The sequence below is a fragment of the Christiangramia sp. 3-2217-3z genome (assembly GCF_051195275.1).
GTDB classification, from domain to species: domain Bacteria; phylum Bacteroidota; class Bacteroidia; order Flavobacteriales; family Flavobacteriaceae; genus Christiangramia; species Christiangramia marina.
In genome coordinates, this window is the sequence record NZ_JBNJLI010000004.1 from 266,529 (window position 1) to 282,151 (window position 15,623).

General features: G+C 38.2%; 13 protein-coding genes. 8 read left to right on the top strand and 5 right to left on the bottom strand.

Features of this window, described 5'->3' with window-relative positions; all coding sequences use genetic code 11:
- Positions 1-4 precede the first annotated feature (4 nt).
- Together ACSHZO_RS09440 and ACSHZO_RS09445 are read left to right on the top strand one after the other, a co-directional pair.
- The gene (locus ACSHZO_RS09440) at positions 5-1,186 is read left to right on the top strand and encodes an acetyl-CoA C-acyltransferase (protein WP_298247196.1); all 1,182 of its coding nucleotides are present in this window, start codon (positions 5-7) and stop codon (positions 1,184-1,186) included.
- A 15-nt stretch (positions 1,187-1,201) separates the two neighbouring features.
- On the top strand, positions 1,202-1,954 hold the full coding sequence (locus ACSHZO_RS09445) for an NlpC/P60 family protein (protein ID WP_298247197.1): 753 nt from the start codon (positions 1,202-1,204) through the stop codon (positions 1,952-1,954).
- A 76-nt stretch (positions 1,955-2,030) separates the two neighbouring features.
- Here ACSHZO_RS09445 and ACSHZO_RS09450 read toward each other — a convergent pair whose 3' ends face one another.
- Positions 2,031-3,263 (bottom strand): tetratricopeptide repeat protein, encoded by a 1,233-nt coding sequence (locus tag ACSHZO_RS09450; protein ID WP_298247198.1) that lies wholly within the window; start codon positions 3,261-3,263, stop codon positions 2,031-2,033.
- Positions 3,264-3,284: 21 nt separating this feature from the next.
- Entirely contained in the window at positions 3,285-5,816 is a 2,532-nt protein-coding gene (gene gyrA / locus ACSHZO_RS09455) for a DNA gyrase subunit A (protein WP_298247199.1), read from the bottom strand.
- Positions 5,817-6,062: 246 nt separating this feature from the next.
- Between gyrA and ACSHZO_RS09460 the strand changes: the two genes are divergently transcribed.
- Together ACSHZO_RS09460 and ACSHZO_RS09465 are read left to right on the top strand one after the other, a co-directional pair.
- Positions 6,063-8,615 carry an ATP-dependent Clp protease ATP-binding subunit gene (locus ACSHZO_RS09460; protein ID WP_295182292.1) on the top strand — a complete coding sequence of 851 codons (2,553 nt, stop codon included), beginning with the start codon at positions 6,063-6,065 and terminating at the stop codon, positions 8,613-8,615.
- Between the two features lie 37 nt (positions 8,616-8,652).
- Positions 8,653-9,117, top strand: a complete 465-nt coding sequence (locus ACSHZO_RS09465; RefSeq protein WP_298247200.1) for a hypothetical protein — start codon at positions 8,653-8,655, stop codon at positions 9,115-9,117.
- An 11-nt stretch (positions 9,118-9,128) separates the two neighbouring features.
- Here the strand turns inward: ACSHZO_RS09465 and ACSHZO_RS09470 are convergent, their stop codons facing one another.
- Positions 9,129-10,661 (bottom strand): NAD(P)H-hydrate dehydratase, encoded by a 1,533-nt coding sequence (locus ACSHZO_RS09470; RefSeq protein WP_298247201.1) that lies wholly within the window; start codon positions 10,659-10,661, stop codon positions 9,129-9,131.
- Positions 10,662-10,778: 117 nt separating this feature from the next.
- Between ACSHZO_RS09470 and gcvT the strand changes: the two genes are divergently transcribed.
- The 4 genes from gcvT to ACSHZO_RS09490 all read left to right on the top strand — a co-directional run bounded on the left by gcvT (position 10,779) and on the right by ACSHZO_RS09490 (position 13,870).
- On the top strand, positions 10,779-11,861 hold the full coding sequence (gene gcvT / locus ACSHZO_RS09475) for a glycine cleavage system aminomethyltransferase GcvT (RefSeq protein WP_298247202.1): 1,083 nt from the start codon (positions 10,779-10,781) through the stop codon (positions 11,859-11,861).
- A 5-nt stretch (positions 11,862-11,866) separates the two neighbouring features.
- Positions 11,867-12,682, top strand: coding sequence for a sugar nucleotide-binding protein (locus ACSHZO_RS09480; protein WP_298247203.1), 816 nt, complete (start codon positions 11,867-11,869; stop codon positions 12,680-12,682).
- Between the two features lie 84 nt (positions 12,683-12,766).
- The gene (locus ACSHZO_RS09485; protein ID WP_141877817.1) at positions 12,767-13,057 is read left to right on the top strand and encodes a 4a-hydroxytetrahydrobiopterin dehydratase; all 291 of its coding nucleotides are present in this window, start codon (positions 12,767-12,769) and stop codon (positions 13,055-13,057) included.
- Between the two features lie 90 nt (positions 13,058-13,147).
- Entirely contained in the window at positions 13,148-13,870 is a 723-nt protein-coding gene (locus tag ACSHZO_RS09490; RefSeq protein ID WP_295180281.1) for a YebC/PmpR family DNA-binding transcriptional regulator, read from the top strand.
- Here ACSHZO_RS09490 and ACSHZO_RS09495 read toward each other — a convergent pair whose 3' ends face one another.
- Both ACSHZO_RS09495 and ACSHZO_RS09500 read right to left on the bottom strand, forming a co-directional pair.
- The gene (locus ACSHZO_RS09495; RefSeq protein ID WP_298247204.1) at positions 13,871-14,410 is read right to left on the bottom strand and encodes a 1-acyl-sn-glycerol-3-phosphate acyltransferase; all 540 of its coding nucleotides are present in this window, start codon (positions 14,408-14,410) and stop codon (positions 13,871-13,873) included. It lies immediately after the preceding gene.
- A gap of 3 nt (positions 14,411-14,413) precedes the next feature.
- A complete protein-coding gene (locus ACSHZO_RS09500) occupies positions 14,414-15,613 on the bottom strand; it encodes a proline dehydrogenase family protein (protein ID WP_298247205.1) in 1,200 nt (399 codons plus the stop codon).
- Between the last annotated feature and the right edge of the window lie 10 nt (positions 15,614-15,623).

The window sequence follows — 15,623 nt, forward strand, 5'->3', positions numbered from 1 at the left end:
ACATATGAATAAAGAAGTAGTTATAGTAAGCGCTGCGAGGACTCCAATAGGTAGTTTTCTTGGTAGCTTATCCAGCATTCCCGCAACTAAATTAGGTTCTATAGCCATTAAAGGTGCGCTTGATAAAATCGATCTAAAACCTGAAATGGTTCAGGAAGTTTTGATGGGTAACGTTGTACAGGCGGGTAATGGTCAGGCACCTGCGAGACAGGCATCACTTGGTGCCGGAATTCCTGATTCTGTGCCATGTACCACAGTGAACAAAGTATGTGCCAGCGGTATGAAAACAGTAATGCAGGCAGCTCAATCTATCATGCTTGGCGATAACGATATTGTTGTTGCCGGTGGAATGGAAAACATGAGTTTGATCCCTCACTATGTTCACATGAGAAATGGGAAGAAATTTGGACCTGCGACTTTGGAAGACGGAATGCAAAAAGATGGTTTAGTAGACGCCTACGATCATAATGCTATGGGTGTTTGCGCCGACTTATGTGCTTCTGAACATAATTTCTCACGCGAAGATCAGGATGATTTTGCTAGAAAATCTTATGAAAGATCTGCCCAAGCCTGGAAAGACGGGAAATTTGATAATGAAGTAGTACCGGTAGAAGTTCCTCAAAGAAAAGGTGATCCTGTGATCGTAAAAGAAGACGAAGAATTTAAAAATGTTCGAATGGACAAGATCTCTTCTCTGCGACCTGCTTTTTCTAAAGATGGAACAGTAACCGCTGCAAACGCATCTACCATTAATGATGGTGCTGGCGCCGTAGTTTTGATGAGTCGCGAAAAAGCTGATGAACTTGGTTTAAAACCTCTAGCAACGATTAAAAGTTTCGCTGATGCTGCTACAGAACCAAAATGGTTTACTACTGCTCCATCTAAAGCTTTACCTAAAGCTATTGAAAAGGCTGGAATTAGCCTTGATGATGTTGATTTCTTTGAATTTAACGAAGCATTTGCCGTTGTAGGACTTGCTAATATGAAGATATTAGGATTATCAGACAAGAACACAAACGTTAACGGTGGTGCTGTATCTCTAGGACATCCACTTGGATGTAGTGGAGTTCGTATTTTAATCACGTTACTAAACGTACTGGAACAAAATAATGGAAAAATTGGTGCTGCGGCAATCTGTAATGGTGGCGGTGGTGCATCAGCAATGGTTATAGAACGTCATTCATAAGTCAATTTTTTGTAGATGCAATATGGTATTTGCCATTTAAGTATTGTTCCGCTTAGAAATTTATCATCTGAAGAAGGTGAAATGGTTTCTCAAATCTTGTACGGTGAACACTTCAAGGTTTTGGAAAGAAGAGCACACTATAGCAAGATTAGAAATTCTCATGACAGCTTCGAAGCCTGGATTGATAATAAGCAATATAGAATGATCGAAGAATCTGACTATCAAAATCTAGATGGTCAGACTCTTCAATTATCCTCAGACCTTATCGAATTTATTACAGATGAAAAAGGTTTGCTTATGCCCATAGTTTTGGGTAGTTCAGTTAGATTTTCAGACCAGCTGAATCATAAATTCGAAGGAGAGTACGACAATGCTTCCGGGCGTACAAAGTCAGATCTTATAATAACAGCCAGCTTATACATTAATACACCTCAAACTTCTGGTGGCAGAACACCATTCGGTATAGATGCAGCAGGGTTTACGCAGGCCGTGTATAGAATTAATGGATATAAACTGGACAGGGAAGCTGCTTCACAGGCTAAACAAGGTGAAGCTCTTAGTTTTATTGAAGAGAGTGAACCCGGAGATCTGGCATTTTTCGATGATCAGGATGGTGTTATTAACCATGTGGGTATGATGATGCAGGACAACTATATCATTCATGTAGATGGAAAAGTTCGTATAGACAGGATAGATCATTCAGGAATTTTTAATACTGAACTTCAAAAGCATACCCACAAACTACGTGTGATCAAAAAGATCATTTAATTGCATAAATTTTCTCTTTTAAAGAAATAAAAAAACCCGCTGAAATTTCAGCGGGTTTTTTTATTAGTTGTACGGATTATAACCTGTCCTTTAAAGCATCAGCTTTTTCTTGTTGATCAAGATTAGTATATAAGTTCATCGCAGTTTTTACGATTTCCTTATTCTCTGGATCTACTTCCATCGCTTTCTCTAGGTATGGTAAAACCTTTTTGTATAGGTCTTTTCTCTGAGCGTCAAGTTCATCATAACGAGCATTGTCTTTTTTGCTCATTCCAAGATTGTTCATCTCATCGATAAGTGCTCTCTCTTCACCTAACATAGCAGCAACCATATTGATTCTTGCTTCATTATATTCTGAATCGATCTCTAGAGCCGTCTTATAACTTTCTACCGCCTTTTCAGTATTCTCAATTTCAGCATACATCAACCCAATGTTGTTATATACACCCGGATTGGATTTGTCCATGTTTCCAGCTTTTTCCAGGATAGAAATTGCTTTCTCCTTTTCACCCATCTGGTAGTACATATTCGCTTCTGAAAGTAATAGATCTACATCATTCGGGTTTGCAGCTTTTGCCGCATCGATAGAAGCAATAGCTTTGGGGTAATCTTCCTGATTAATATATATTCTGGCAACTAAAGATGCAATTTCTCCTTTTTTAGAAGGAATTGGTTCTACTTTAGGATCTTTGTATTGTCCTGACTTCACCATAAGATCCATCTGTTCCTTAGAACCCATGTTCTCTTTTTCCCCGGTTTCGATATTTACCGCAGTAAAAGATTTACCAGAACCGTCATAACCAAGATCACTTAGTTCTTCAAGATATTCCACAGCCTTACCATATTCCTGAGCATTCACTAAATTGTTAGCAGCATAATACAGATATACAGTATCCTGCTTACTCATTTGGTAGCTTGTGTATAATTTATCTGCTGCTGACTTATAATCTTCTTTCCCCTGGTCTTCAATTGCAGAGTTAATAAGATCATTCTTCATTTTAGTAAGTGCTGCGGAAGCATCCTCGTTTCCAAGTTCTGCCGCTTTAGCGTAGGCCATAGCCGCTGTTTGCACATCTTCATTTGAAGGATTTCCTGAAGAATAAGCTTTACCTTTATATAGGTAAAATCTCTCCTGCCATTTGTCATTCAATTCGGAAAGATTTGCTTCAGCAACTTTTAGCTGAGCCTTAGCTTCAGTAAAATTCTTGTCTTCAATAGCGTCTTCCGCATTTTTAACCTGGTCCTTCTGTGCGAACGTCGTCATGGTTAGAAATGACACAGCCGCAGCCGTTAAGATATTCGTTTTCATTGTTGTTTTGGTTTTTTATTTTTATTCTTCACTATCATCAGCAATAGTCGTGCCATCGGTCTGACTCTCCCCGCCTACAGGCTTTTCCGCATCTTCCATTAGCTCAACATCATCTTCATCATGCAATACTTTTGCCACTGCAGCTATAGAATCATTACCCTTAAGGTTGATCAGTCTCACACCCTGTGTAGCACGGCCCATAACTCTCAAATTCTCAACAGCCATTCTAATTACAATCCCAGATTTATTAATGATCATTAGGTCATCATCGTCTGATACGTTCTTAATAGCGACAAGTTGTCCTGTTTTCTCCGTGACTGAAATTGTTTTAACTCCTTTTCCACCTCTATTTGTGATTCGGTAATCCTCCAGGCTTGATCTTTTACCATAACCATTCTCAGAAACTACGAGAATATCTGAATCAAATTCGTTCACAGAAACCATTCCAACAACTTCATCGTTATCGTCGGCAAGCGTAATTCCACGAACACCTGAGGCATTTCTACCCATTGGTCGGGTTTTGCTTTCCTCAAATCTAATAGCTTTACCGCTTTTAAGTCCTAACATCACCTGGCTATTCCCGGTAGTTAGTTTTGCTTCAAGTAATTCATCACCATCCTTAATAGTTATAGCATTAATACCATTTGTTCTTGGACGGCTATATTTCTCAAGACTTGTTTTCTTGACCTGTCCTTTTTTGGTGGCCATGATAACGAAATGATTATTTACGTATTCTTCATCTTTAAGATCCTGAGTACAGATAAAGGCATTCACCTTATCCTCAGGTTCGATGTTGATAAGGTTTTGAATTGCTCTTCCTTTGGAAGCTTTACTTCCTTCCGGAATTTCATAAACTCTCATCCAGTAACATTTACCGTTTTGAGTAAAGAATAACATATACTGGTGGTTGGTACCTACGAAAAGGTATTCAAGGAAATCTTCATTTCTGGTATTAGATCCTTTTTGTCCAACTCCTCCTCTATTCTGAGTCTTGTATTCGTTGAGTGAAGTTCGTTTGATATACCCTGCATGAGAAATAGTAATCACTACTTTCTCATCCGGGATCATATCTTCGATACTAAGATCACCACCGGCGTATTCGATCTGAGATCTTCTTTCATCCCCATACTTTTCCTGTACTTCCAGAAGTTCATTCTTGATCACTTCCATTCTACGCTCTTTTCGAGCCAGGATATCTTCGAGATCTTCGATTGTTTTGATGATCTCATCATATTCAGCTCTCAGCTTATCCTGTTCAAGACCTGTAAGTTGTCTCAATCGCATTTCTACGATCGCTTTAGCCTGAATTTCTGAAAGTTCAAAACGATCAATTAATTTATTACGAGCTTCTTCAGCATTAGAAGAAGAACGTATTAAGGCGATCACTTCATCAATATTATCTGAAGCAATGATCAATCCTTCCAGGATATGAGCACGCTCTTTAGCTTTCCGAAGTTCAAATTCAGTTCTTCTTACGACCACATCATGTCTGTGTTCTACGAAGTGATGAATAAGATCCTTCAAATTCAACATTTGCGGTCTTCCATTCACCAGTGCAATATTATTTACACTAAAAGAAGATTGTAATGCTGTGTGTTTAAATAAGGTATTAAGAACGATGTTAGGAATAGCATCTCTTTTCATCTGGTATACGATACGCATACCATTTCTATCAGATTCATCTCTAATCAGACTAATTCCTTCGATCTTCTTGTCGTTTACAAGGTCTGCTGTTTTTTTGATCATATCAGCTTTGTTCACCTGATATGGTATTTCTGTAACAACAAGATATTCACGACCTGCAATCTCCTCCATATGCGATTTAGCACGCATTACGACTCTACCTCTTCCGGTTTTGAAAGCTTCCTTTACGCCATCATAACCATAAATAATTCCTCCTGTCGGGAAATCTGGAGCTTTAATATATTGTATAAGCTCATCGATCTCGATATCGTGATTATCGATATAAGCGATGGTACCATCTATAACTTCATTTAAATTATGAGGAGGCATGTTAGTCGCCATACCAACAGCAATACCACTAGCTCCATTCACCAATAAGTTTGGTACTCGCGTAGGCATTACTACAGGTTCACTTAAAGAATCATCAAAATTCAGCTGGGTATCTACTGTTTCCTTGTCGATATCTGCAAGCATGTCCTCACTGATCTTACGCATACGCGCTTCAGTATAACGCATCGCTGCAGGACTATCCCCATCTACAGATCCAAAGTTACCCTGGCCATCTACGAGCATATACCGCATGCTCCATTCCTGGGCCATACGCACCATAGTGTCGTATACTGAAGAATCCCCGTGCGGGTGATATTTACCTAATACCTCTCCTACGATTCTAGCAGATTTCTTATAGGCTCTATTTGAAAGTACTCCAAGCTCATACATACCGTAAAGCACACGTCTATGTACAGGTTTCAATCCATCACGAACATCTGGTAGTGCACGTGACACAATGACCGACATCGAATAATCGATGTAGGCAGATTTCATTTCATCTTCAATATTGATAGGAATTAGCTTTTCTCCTTCAGCCATATTAAAAAATTTAATTATCTTAAAATTGTAAGGGGCAATTTACATATTTTATACCTCTTTAACGTCCCGTAATCTCTGAGCTTAAGTATTTTTTATTAACAAATTTTTATTGTGTTTTGGTTAATAAGTTCATTATTTTCCCTTTTGAAAAGTGATGGTTATTTTGTCACTTAGCTATGGTCACCTTATTAGGTACAGTTTTTGTCCTATTTGGAGTGAAAATAAAATTGAGAAAGGAAGATAAAAATGGATGATAATTTTTCACCAAGAGTAAAAGACGTTATTGCTTACAGTAAAGAGGAAGCATTAAGGCTTGGTCATGATTTCATTGGAACAGAGCATCTAATGCTGGGGTTGTTGCGAGATGGAGACGGGAAAGCTATAGATATTCTAACCGCGTTGGAAATTGACCTTAGCCATTTGAGACGTAAAGTCGAAATACTAAGCCCTGCAAATCCCAATACTGTTACTATAAGTAATGAAAAGAAAAACCTGCATCTTACCAGGCAGGCAGAGCGAGCATTGAAAACTACATTTCTGGAAGCCAAATTATTCCAGAGTGCTTCGATTAATACCGCACATTTATTATTGTGTATTCTTAGAAATGAGAATGACCCAACTACCAAATTGCTGAATAAATTGAGAATAGATTACGATGGCGTTAAAGATCAGTTTAAATACATGATCGCTAGCGATGAAACCGACTTCTCAGATAGTCCAACGGCGGAGTCATTTTCAGATGATGAAGGAGATGAAGCTACGAGGGAAAATCCGTTTAGCGGCGGCGGCGGTGCTAGTACAGGTAAAACCAATAAGAAATCAAAAACTCCGGTTCTTGATAACTTCGGAAGAGACCTTACTGCAATGGCTGAAGCTGATAAGCTGGATCCAGTAGTTGGTAGAGAAAAGGAGATCGAAAGAGTTTCTCAGATTCTTAGTCGTAGAAAGAAAAATAATCCATTATTGATAGGAGAACCGGGAGTTGGTAAATCTGCTATTGCTGAAGGATTAGCACTAAGAATCGTAAAAAGAAAGGTTTCCAGGATCTTATTTGATAAAAGAGTGGTTACTCTTGACCTCGCTAGCCTGGTTGCTGGCACAAAATATCGAGGCCAGTTCGAAGAAAGGATGAAGGCCGTGATGAACGAGCTTGAAAAGAATGATGATATCATCCTTTTCATAGATGAGATTCATACAATTGTTGGCGCTGGTGGTGCAACAGGTAGTCTGGATGCTAGCAATATGTTTAAACCTGCACTTGCAAGAGGTGAAATCCAATGTATTGGTGCTACTACCCTTGACGAGTACAGACAATATATCGAAAAAGACGGTGCTTTAGAAAGAAGATTCCAGAAAGTAATAGTGGAACCTACTACTGTAGATGAAACCATAGAAATCCTTAATAATATTAAGGATAAATATGAGGACCATCATAATGTACAATATACAAATGAAGCGATCGAAGCTTGTGTAAAGTTAACGAATCGTTATATGACCGATAGGTTTTTACCAGATAAGGCTATTGACGCATTAGATGAAGCAGGATCAAGAGTTCATATTACTAATATCGATGTACCAAAACAGGTACTGGATCTTGAACGAAGGCTTGAAGAAGTTCGTGAAAACAAGAATTCTGTAGTTAAGAAACAGAAATATGAAGAAGCTGCGAAACTGAGGGATGATGAGAAAAATATTGAAAAAGAACTTGCCGTAGCTCAGGAGAAATGGGAAGAAGAGTCAAAGAAACATAAGGAAATTGTTTCTGAAGATAGCGTAGCTGATGTTGTTTCGATGATGACTGGAATTCCAGTGAATCGTATCGCACAAACTGAAAGTAATAAGCTTGTGGAACTTCCTCAATTGATCAAAGGAAAAGTAATTGGTCAGGACGAAGCTGTAGGCAAAGTTGTAAAAGCCATACAAAGGAATCGCGCCGGACTTAAAGATCCAAATAAACCAATTGGTTCATTCATATTCCTTGGACAAACTGGTGTAGGTAAAACTCAGTTGGCTAAAGTACTAGCAAGAGAATTATTTGATAATGATGATGCTCTTATCAGGATAGATATGAGTGAGTACATGGAGAAATTCGCTGTTTCAAGATTAATTGGAGCGCCTCCTGGATACGTTGGTTATGAAGAAGGTGGTCAACTTACAGAGAAAGTTCGTAGAAAGCCATACGCTGTGATCCTTTTGGATGAGGTGGAAAAAGCACATCCAGATGTTTTCAATATGTTATTACAGGTCTTGGATGATGGGTATCTAACCGATAGTCTTGGAAGAAAGATCGATTTTAGAAATACGATCATCATTATGACTTCCAATATTGGAGCCAGAAAATTAAAAGACTTTGGTCAGGGTGTTGGTTTTGGAACTACCGCTCAGAAATCTCAGGTGGATGATAACGCCAGAAGCGTGATTGAAAATGCATTGAAAAAAGCATTCGCTCCCGAGTTTTTAAACAGGATTGATGACGTAGTGATCTTTAATGGTCTTGAAAGAGAGGACATTCATAAGATCATCGATATCGAACTTGCGAAATTGTTTGGGAGAATTCAGGGACTTGGATACGATCTTACTCTTACAGATAAGGCTAAAGATTTTATTGCAGATAAAGGTTTTGACAGGCAATATGGTGCCAGACCATTAAATAGAGCAATTCAGAAATATATTGAAGATGCTTTAGCTGAAGAGATCATTACCTCAAATCTCAAGGAAGGTGACAAGATCACGATGGATCTGGATGAAGAGAAAAGTGAACTGACCATAGATATTCAGAAATCCGTAGAAACTGAATAATATTTAAGTTCAGAAAATAAAAAAACCTACCATTTTCATGGCAGGTTTTTTTATTCTTGTGTTTCAACCAAACTTCAGTAATTTAGCCGAAAATTGTCCCAATAATCGTATGAACTACCCTACTATTGAACTTGATTTTGGCAGTATTTCTATTCATGAAGATTTTATGATCGCTAAAATGAACGAAGGAATTCTGTTTGATATTAGCAAAAATGAAACTCTTCTTGAAATTGGAACTGAAGTATTCCAGGGAAAACCATACGCTTACATATCACACAGAGTGAATAGCTACGCGGTAGATCCAATGGTTTACAAACAATCTGCAAAGTTTCAAAATCTAAAAGTTATCGCTGTTGTCAGTGATAACGACATGACCAGAACTCTGGCCTCTACAGTTGAAAAGGAATTTTATATCGATGCAAATTCCTTCAAGGTTTTTGCTGAACTAGAGGATGCTACCAGTTGGGTACAGGAGAAATTATCGCTATCGGTCACCGAATAAGATTTATCAGTTTAATTCTTTTGCTCTGGTTCGGGATTTCTATTAAACAGTTGCTGTACTGCACGACCAATATTGTCTGCAATGTCGCCGGCAAGCAAACTTTCATATCCTAATTGATCACTTGCTAAAGTACCACTTGAACCGTGTAAGTAGACAGCCAGAATCGTTGCCGCCAAGCTGCTATAATTCTGACCTATAAAACTTGTGATAACTCCTGAGAGCACATCACCGCTACCAGCAGTTGCCATTCCCGGATTCCCTGAGGAATTTATGTAGACCTCCTCATTATTTACAATAAATGTATGAGCACCCTTTACAACAATGATAAGTTTAAACTTTTTGCTTAAAGCTTTAATCTTGTCAAGTTTATCAAAATCATCCTTCCACTCCCCTATTAGTCTTTTCAACTCGCCTGGATGCGGAGTAATAACGGAGTTTTCAGGCATTTTTTTCAAAAGTGACTTGTTTTGCGATAAAATATTGATTCCATCAGCATCAATCACAACTGGTTTCTTCTGAGTTTCTAAAAATTCTCCAAAGGCGTTAGCCGTAGCTTCATTGGTTCCTGCTCCCATTCCGAAACAAAAAACATCAGCATCAAAATCTGAAGGAAATCTAGTGATCATTTTAGAATTTTGATCTGTGAGTACCATCACTTCCGGAATGGATATCTGGAGGGCATCATATCCACATTCCGGGATGTAAACCGTACAGAGTCCCGTACCCGATCGCATCGCGGCCCTAGATGCCAGAATGACGCTACCTATTTTACCGTAGCTTCCTCCAATGATCAAAACCTTTCCATAGTCGCCTTTATGAGAGTTTATTTTTCTTGACCTATATAAACTTTGAGCTTCCTCTTTTCCTATTAAGAATATATTGGAATCCACTTTCCCCAGATATTCCCGATCTAGTGCTATATCGATGACCTGTAAATCACCAACATATTCCATGGTATCTGGCAGGTAAAAACTGAGTTTAGGAGATTGAAAGCTTAATGTATATCCTGCCTGAATTACTGCTCCATCCTTAAAAACCTGATCTGGTGCTAGACCACTCGGCATATCAATAGATAGGACGAAAGCTTGTGAAGTATTAATCAAATTAATTAAATCAGCTGGCCAGCCTTCTACCGCACGGTTTAAACCAATTCCAAACAAGGCATCTATGACAAAATCACCAGTATGAATTTCAGGAAAACCGTTGTTACTCTTTATAAGTTCCGGCCAGTCATTTGTGATTTCCTTCAATTTCTCATAATTGCTCAAGAAATCTTCAGATCTTTTATCACTATAATTAACTATAAATGTACGAACCTCGTATCCATGCTGAATAAGATGCCTGGCAACCACCAATCCGTCTCCTCCATTATTACCAATTCCACAGAAGATCTTTATGGGAATTGGGGCTCCCTGCAATCTTTTATGAATTTCATTAAATACAAGTGTTCCAGCCCGCTCCATAAGTTCTTCTGAAGTGATTTCCTGCTTTTCCAGAGTAACCTTATCTGCCTCTGCTAATTGTGCTGCCGTAAGTATTTTCATTGGGTAAATCTTTCTTGTTCTTTCTTTTTTCGAAGCCTAAAGATACTAATATAAAAACGCTTATTTAATATTGTATTCTAACTGAATTCAATAAATTTGGGCAAATTTTTGACAATAATGAAAGAAGTAGCCCTGTCTGCAATACACAATGAATTAAATGCCAAAATGGTACCTTTTGCTGGATACAATATGCCAGTATCTTATGAAGGTGTAAACATTGAACATCAAACTGTACGAGAAAAACTTGGTGTTTTCGATGTTAGCCACATGGGAGAATTCCTGATCTCCGGAGAAAATGCATTAAAGCTTATCCAGAAGATCAGTTCTAACGATGCTTCCAAGCTTACAGATGGGAAAGCTCAGTATTCTACGATGCCTAACGAAGATGGTGGTATTGTAGATGATCTTATCATTTACAGGCTGGAAGCTGAAAAATATTTGTTGGTTGTAAACGCTTCGAACATCGATAAGGACTGGAACTGGATCTCTCAGCATAATGATGTAGATGCAACTATGCGTGACATGAGTGATGAATTGTCGTTACTGGCGATACAGGGGCCTAAAGCTGCTGAAGCTATGCAATCACTTACATCGATCGACCTTCAGAATATGAAGTTCTACACTTTCGAGGTCGGTACTTTTGCCGGTGTGGAAAAAGTGATCGTTTCAGCTACAGGTTATACTGGTAGTGGCGGATTCGAAATTTACTTCAAAAATGAAGATGCTCCTCAAATCTGGGCAGCAGTAATGGAAGCGGGAGAAGAATTTGGTATTAAACCAATCGGACTCGCAGCAAGAGATACATTAAGACTGGAAATGGGATATTCCTTATACGGGAATGATATTGACGATACTACTTCCCCAATTGAAGCTGGTCTCGGCTGGATCACAAAATTCAGTAAAGATTTTATCAATAGTGAAGCCCTTAAAAAGCAAAAAGAAGAAGGTCCAAAACGAAAGCTAATCGCTTTTGAAATGGATGAAAGAGCTATTCCCAGACAGGGATATGATATTGTAGATGAAAACGGCAAGAAAATTGGAGAAGTCACTTCGGGCACCATGTCACCATCCCTTGAAAAAGGAATTGGTTTAGGATATGTACCGGTAGAAGTTGCAGGTGTTGGAAATAAGATTTCCATTCAGATCAGGAAAAAAGCTGTACAAGCAACCCAGGTGAAATTGCCCTTTTATAAAGGATAATTTATTTGAAACGAATTTTGATATTAGGAGCGAGTGGCTTTATAGGGAATTCCCTTTATAAAGAGCTCTGCTCCTATTTTGATACACACGGTACCTATTATACTGAAAATGATTTTTTTGAAAAAAATCACCAATTCCACCATTTCGATATGGAAACGGAAAACATCAGTATTCTTCTTGAAAATTTAAAGCCTGATGTCATCGTATCTTGCCTGCGTGGAGGGTTTGAAGCTCAGATTCATACTCATTTCGAGATCATCAATTACCTTCTCAATTATCGTAAAAAGCTGATATTTCTGTCATCGGCCAATGTTTTCGATGCTTTTACCAACTATCCCTCCTACGAATATGACAAAACACTTAGTCAGAGCGTTTACGGCAGATTCAAGATCAAGATAGAAAACGCATTACTTAGACTGCCGAATAAACAATATAATATCCTGAGACTTCCTATGGTCTTCGGAAAAGGTTCCCCGCGGGTCAAGCAAATAAGAACAATTCTTGATCTAAACGAACCGCTGGAAGTTTTCCCAAATGTGGTCGTGAATGCTACTGAAATTGGAAAGGTCACTCAGCAAATCCACTATATCATCAATAGAAACAGGCAGGGAGTATTTCATTTGGGCAGTGATGACCTGGTACATCAACGAGATCTGGTGGAGGACCTTACCAGGGAACTTGGTTATGAAAATCCTCTTTTCAAAAATGTTTACGATTCCAATTTTGATAGATTTCTGGCCGTACTCCCAAAGGATAATAAGCTTCCAAAGAATCTACAGATAAGTATTCAGGAAGTAGTCAAGGCATCTGCTAAATTATAGCTGTTAATCTGATATTAATCTGAAGCACCATACCAGAGATATGCTTCATTCTTAGTAACTTTAAGAAAACCAAATAATTAAGTCATGAAAAAATTAAGTGATACTGAGATAGATGATCAATTGAAAAATCTTGATGGATGGACATATGCTAAAGGTGCTATTCATACTTCCTTTGAATTTGAGAATTTTAAAGAAGCATTTACAGTAATGACAAGAATAGCATTTGAGGCTGAAGCTCAGGAGCATCATCCAAATTGGGGAAATGTATATAATCAACTGGAAATTTCCCTTTCTACCCACGATGCAAATGGTGTTACTGAAAAAGATTTTAAACTTGCCAGAACAATTGAAGAGATTATAGAGTCGACGAATTGATAAAATCTTGAAACTGCAAACTCAGCTCCGTATACATACTGTATTTAGGAGCTTTTTTATATTTTTGCGCAAACCTAATTATAATTTGAAATGGGAAGAGCTTTTGAATTTCGCAAAGCACGGAAAATGAAACGTTGGTCTGCAATGGCTAAAGCATTTACCAGGATTGGTAAAGATATAGTCATGGCGGTAAAAGAAGGTGGTCCAGATCCTGACACGAATGCTAAACTTCGTGCTGTGATCCAGAATGCGAAAAGTGTCAATATGCCTAAGGATAATATCGAGCGTGCGATCAAACGTGCTTCAGATAAAAACCAGGGTGACTACAAAGTAGTTCTTTTTGAAGGTTATGCTCCTCACGGTATTGCTGTTCTTGTAGAAACTGCAACAGATAATAACAATAGAACGGTTGCAAACATTCGTTCTCATTTCAACAAATCTGATGGAAATCTTGGAACATCAGGCTCTGTAGAATTCATGTTTGACCATACCTGTAACTTCAGAATTAATGCTGAAAATCTGGATCCGGAAGAACTTGAGTTAGAATTGATAGATTTTGGTGCTGAAGAAGTTTTTGAAGATGAAGACGGTATTCATATTTATGCACCGTTTGAATTCTTTGGTGCCATTCAGAAGGAATTAGAGAACAGGGAAATGGAAATACTTTCTTCTGGATTTGAAAGGATTCCTCAGGTTACAAAACCTTTGGAAGGTGAACAGGCCGCAGATGTAGAAAAATTACTTGAAAAACTGGAAGAAGATGATGATGTTCAAAACGTCTATCATACTATGGAAACACCAGATGAGGATTAATTAGAAATTTTCCTTGATCTTCCCTTCTACACCCTCGTAGAACTGGCTAATAACTTTAAAATCTAAATCAAAATCTCCGGTGGGCTGAAAAGCCTCGGAGATTTTTACTTTTTTGGGTTTATAGTCGAAGGAAACCATTACAATTGGAACTTCTGCTTTCAAGGCTATATAGTAAAAACCTGTTCTCCACTTATCTGTTTTCTCCCTGGTACCTTCAGGTGATAATGCTAATCGAAATATAGTCTTGTCTTCAAAAACTTTCGAGATCGCATCTACTTTATTCTTTTGTCCTGATCTATCCAAAGGTGCTCCGCCTACCCACTTGAAATACCACCCAAATGGAGGTTTAAATAATTCCTGCTTCCCTACAAAGTTAAATTCTACTTTCATAATTTTACGAACTAGAATTCCTAAGAGAAAATCAAAAGAACTTGTGTGTGGAGCAACAATAACTACACACTTCTTAGTTCTGGAAGTAAAATTATCCTCCAGACGCCAGCCTAAAATTTTGTAAAAAATAAATCTTGCCAGCCAGCGCATATGTTATTCCCGGTGATGTTTCGTGGCCTCATCTCCACGACGACGTTTCTTTTCTTCGCTAAGTAAAGCTAATTCCCTACCCGTCTGTCCTTTAACTGAAGTGTTTTCCTGAGCACGTCGCAATAGGTAAGGAACTACATCTCTAACCGGTCCAAATGGAACCAACTTTACTGCATTGTATCCTTTTTTTGCCATATTAAAACTAATATGATCACTCATTCCATAAAGCTGACTAAACCATATTCTTTTATCGTCGATAGAAATGCCCTTGTCTTCCATTATCTGCAGTGCCAGGTAACTACTTACCTCGTTATGAGTACCTATAAATACTGAAATATCTTCCAGATGATTAAGACAGTAAGACATTACTGAGTTAAAGTTAACATCTGTTGCCTCCTTACTTTCACATATAGGTGATGCGTAACCTAATTTCTTAGCTCTGGAATTTTCTTTTTCCATGTATGCACCCCTTACGATCTTGGCTCCTATTTTGAAACCTTCCTTCTGGCCTTGCTCGTGAAGATCCTTAAGGTAGTCCAGCCGGTCCCATCTATAACATTGTAGCGTGTTGAATATAAGTACTTCATCCTGGTTGTACTTTTTCATCATTTCAACCATAAGATCATCGGCAGCGGTTTGCATCCAGGTTTCTTCACCATCAGCATACAATCGAACCTTTAATTCAAATGCGCGCTTACATAAAGTTTCTACTCTGTTTTTTACTCGATCCCACTCTTCCTTTTCCTCATCGGTGAGACTAAGCTTTTCACTCACCTTTTCCCATATAGCAAACCTTCCAATACCGGTAGGCTTAAACATAGCAAAGGTAACTTCATCACTTTCATTAGCATATTCAATAAGACTCAGTTTCTTGCGCATTGCAGAATCAAATTCATCTTCACTCTCTTTACCTTCAACCGAGTAATCAAGAATACTATGTAGGTTCTCCCCATACATTTCCTTGGTAACCGGTTTACAATCTTCTTCAGTAACTCCTCCACAAAATTGCTCGAAAATCGTCTTCTTTATAAGAGTTTCTACAGGCAAGTGTAATTTCAAAGCCATTTTAGTTAATGCGCTACCTGCTTTTACCAAAGCAGAATAATTCATCATGCTAAACAAAAAAATCGCCCTGTCCAGGTCTGAATTTGATTTAAGTTTGAATGCAGATTTAGTGTTGTTGAATATCTTCTTTCTAATCATTTCATGATGT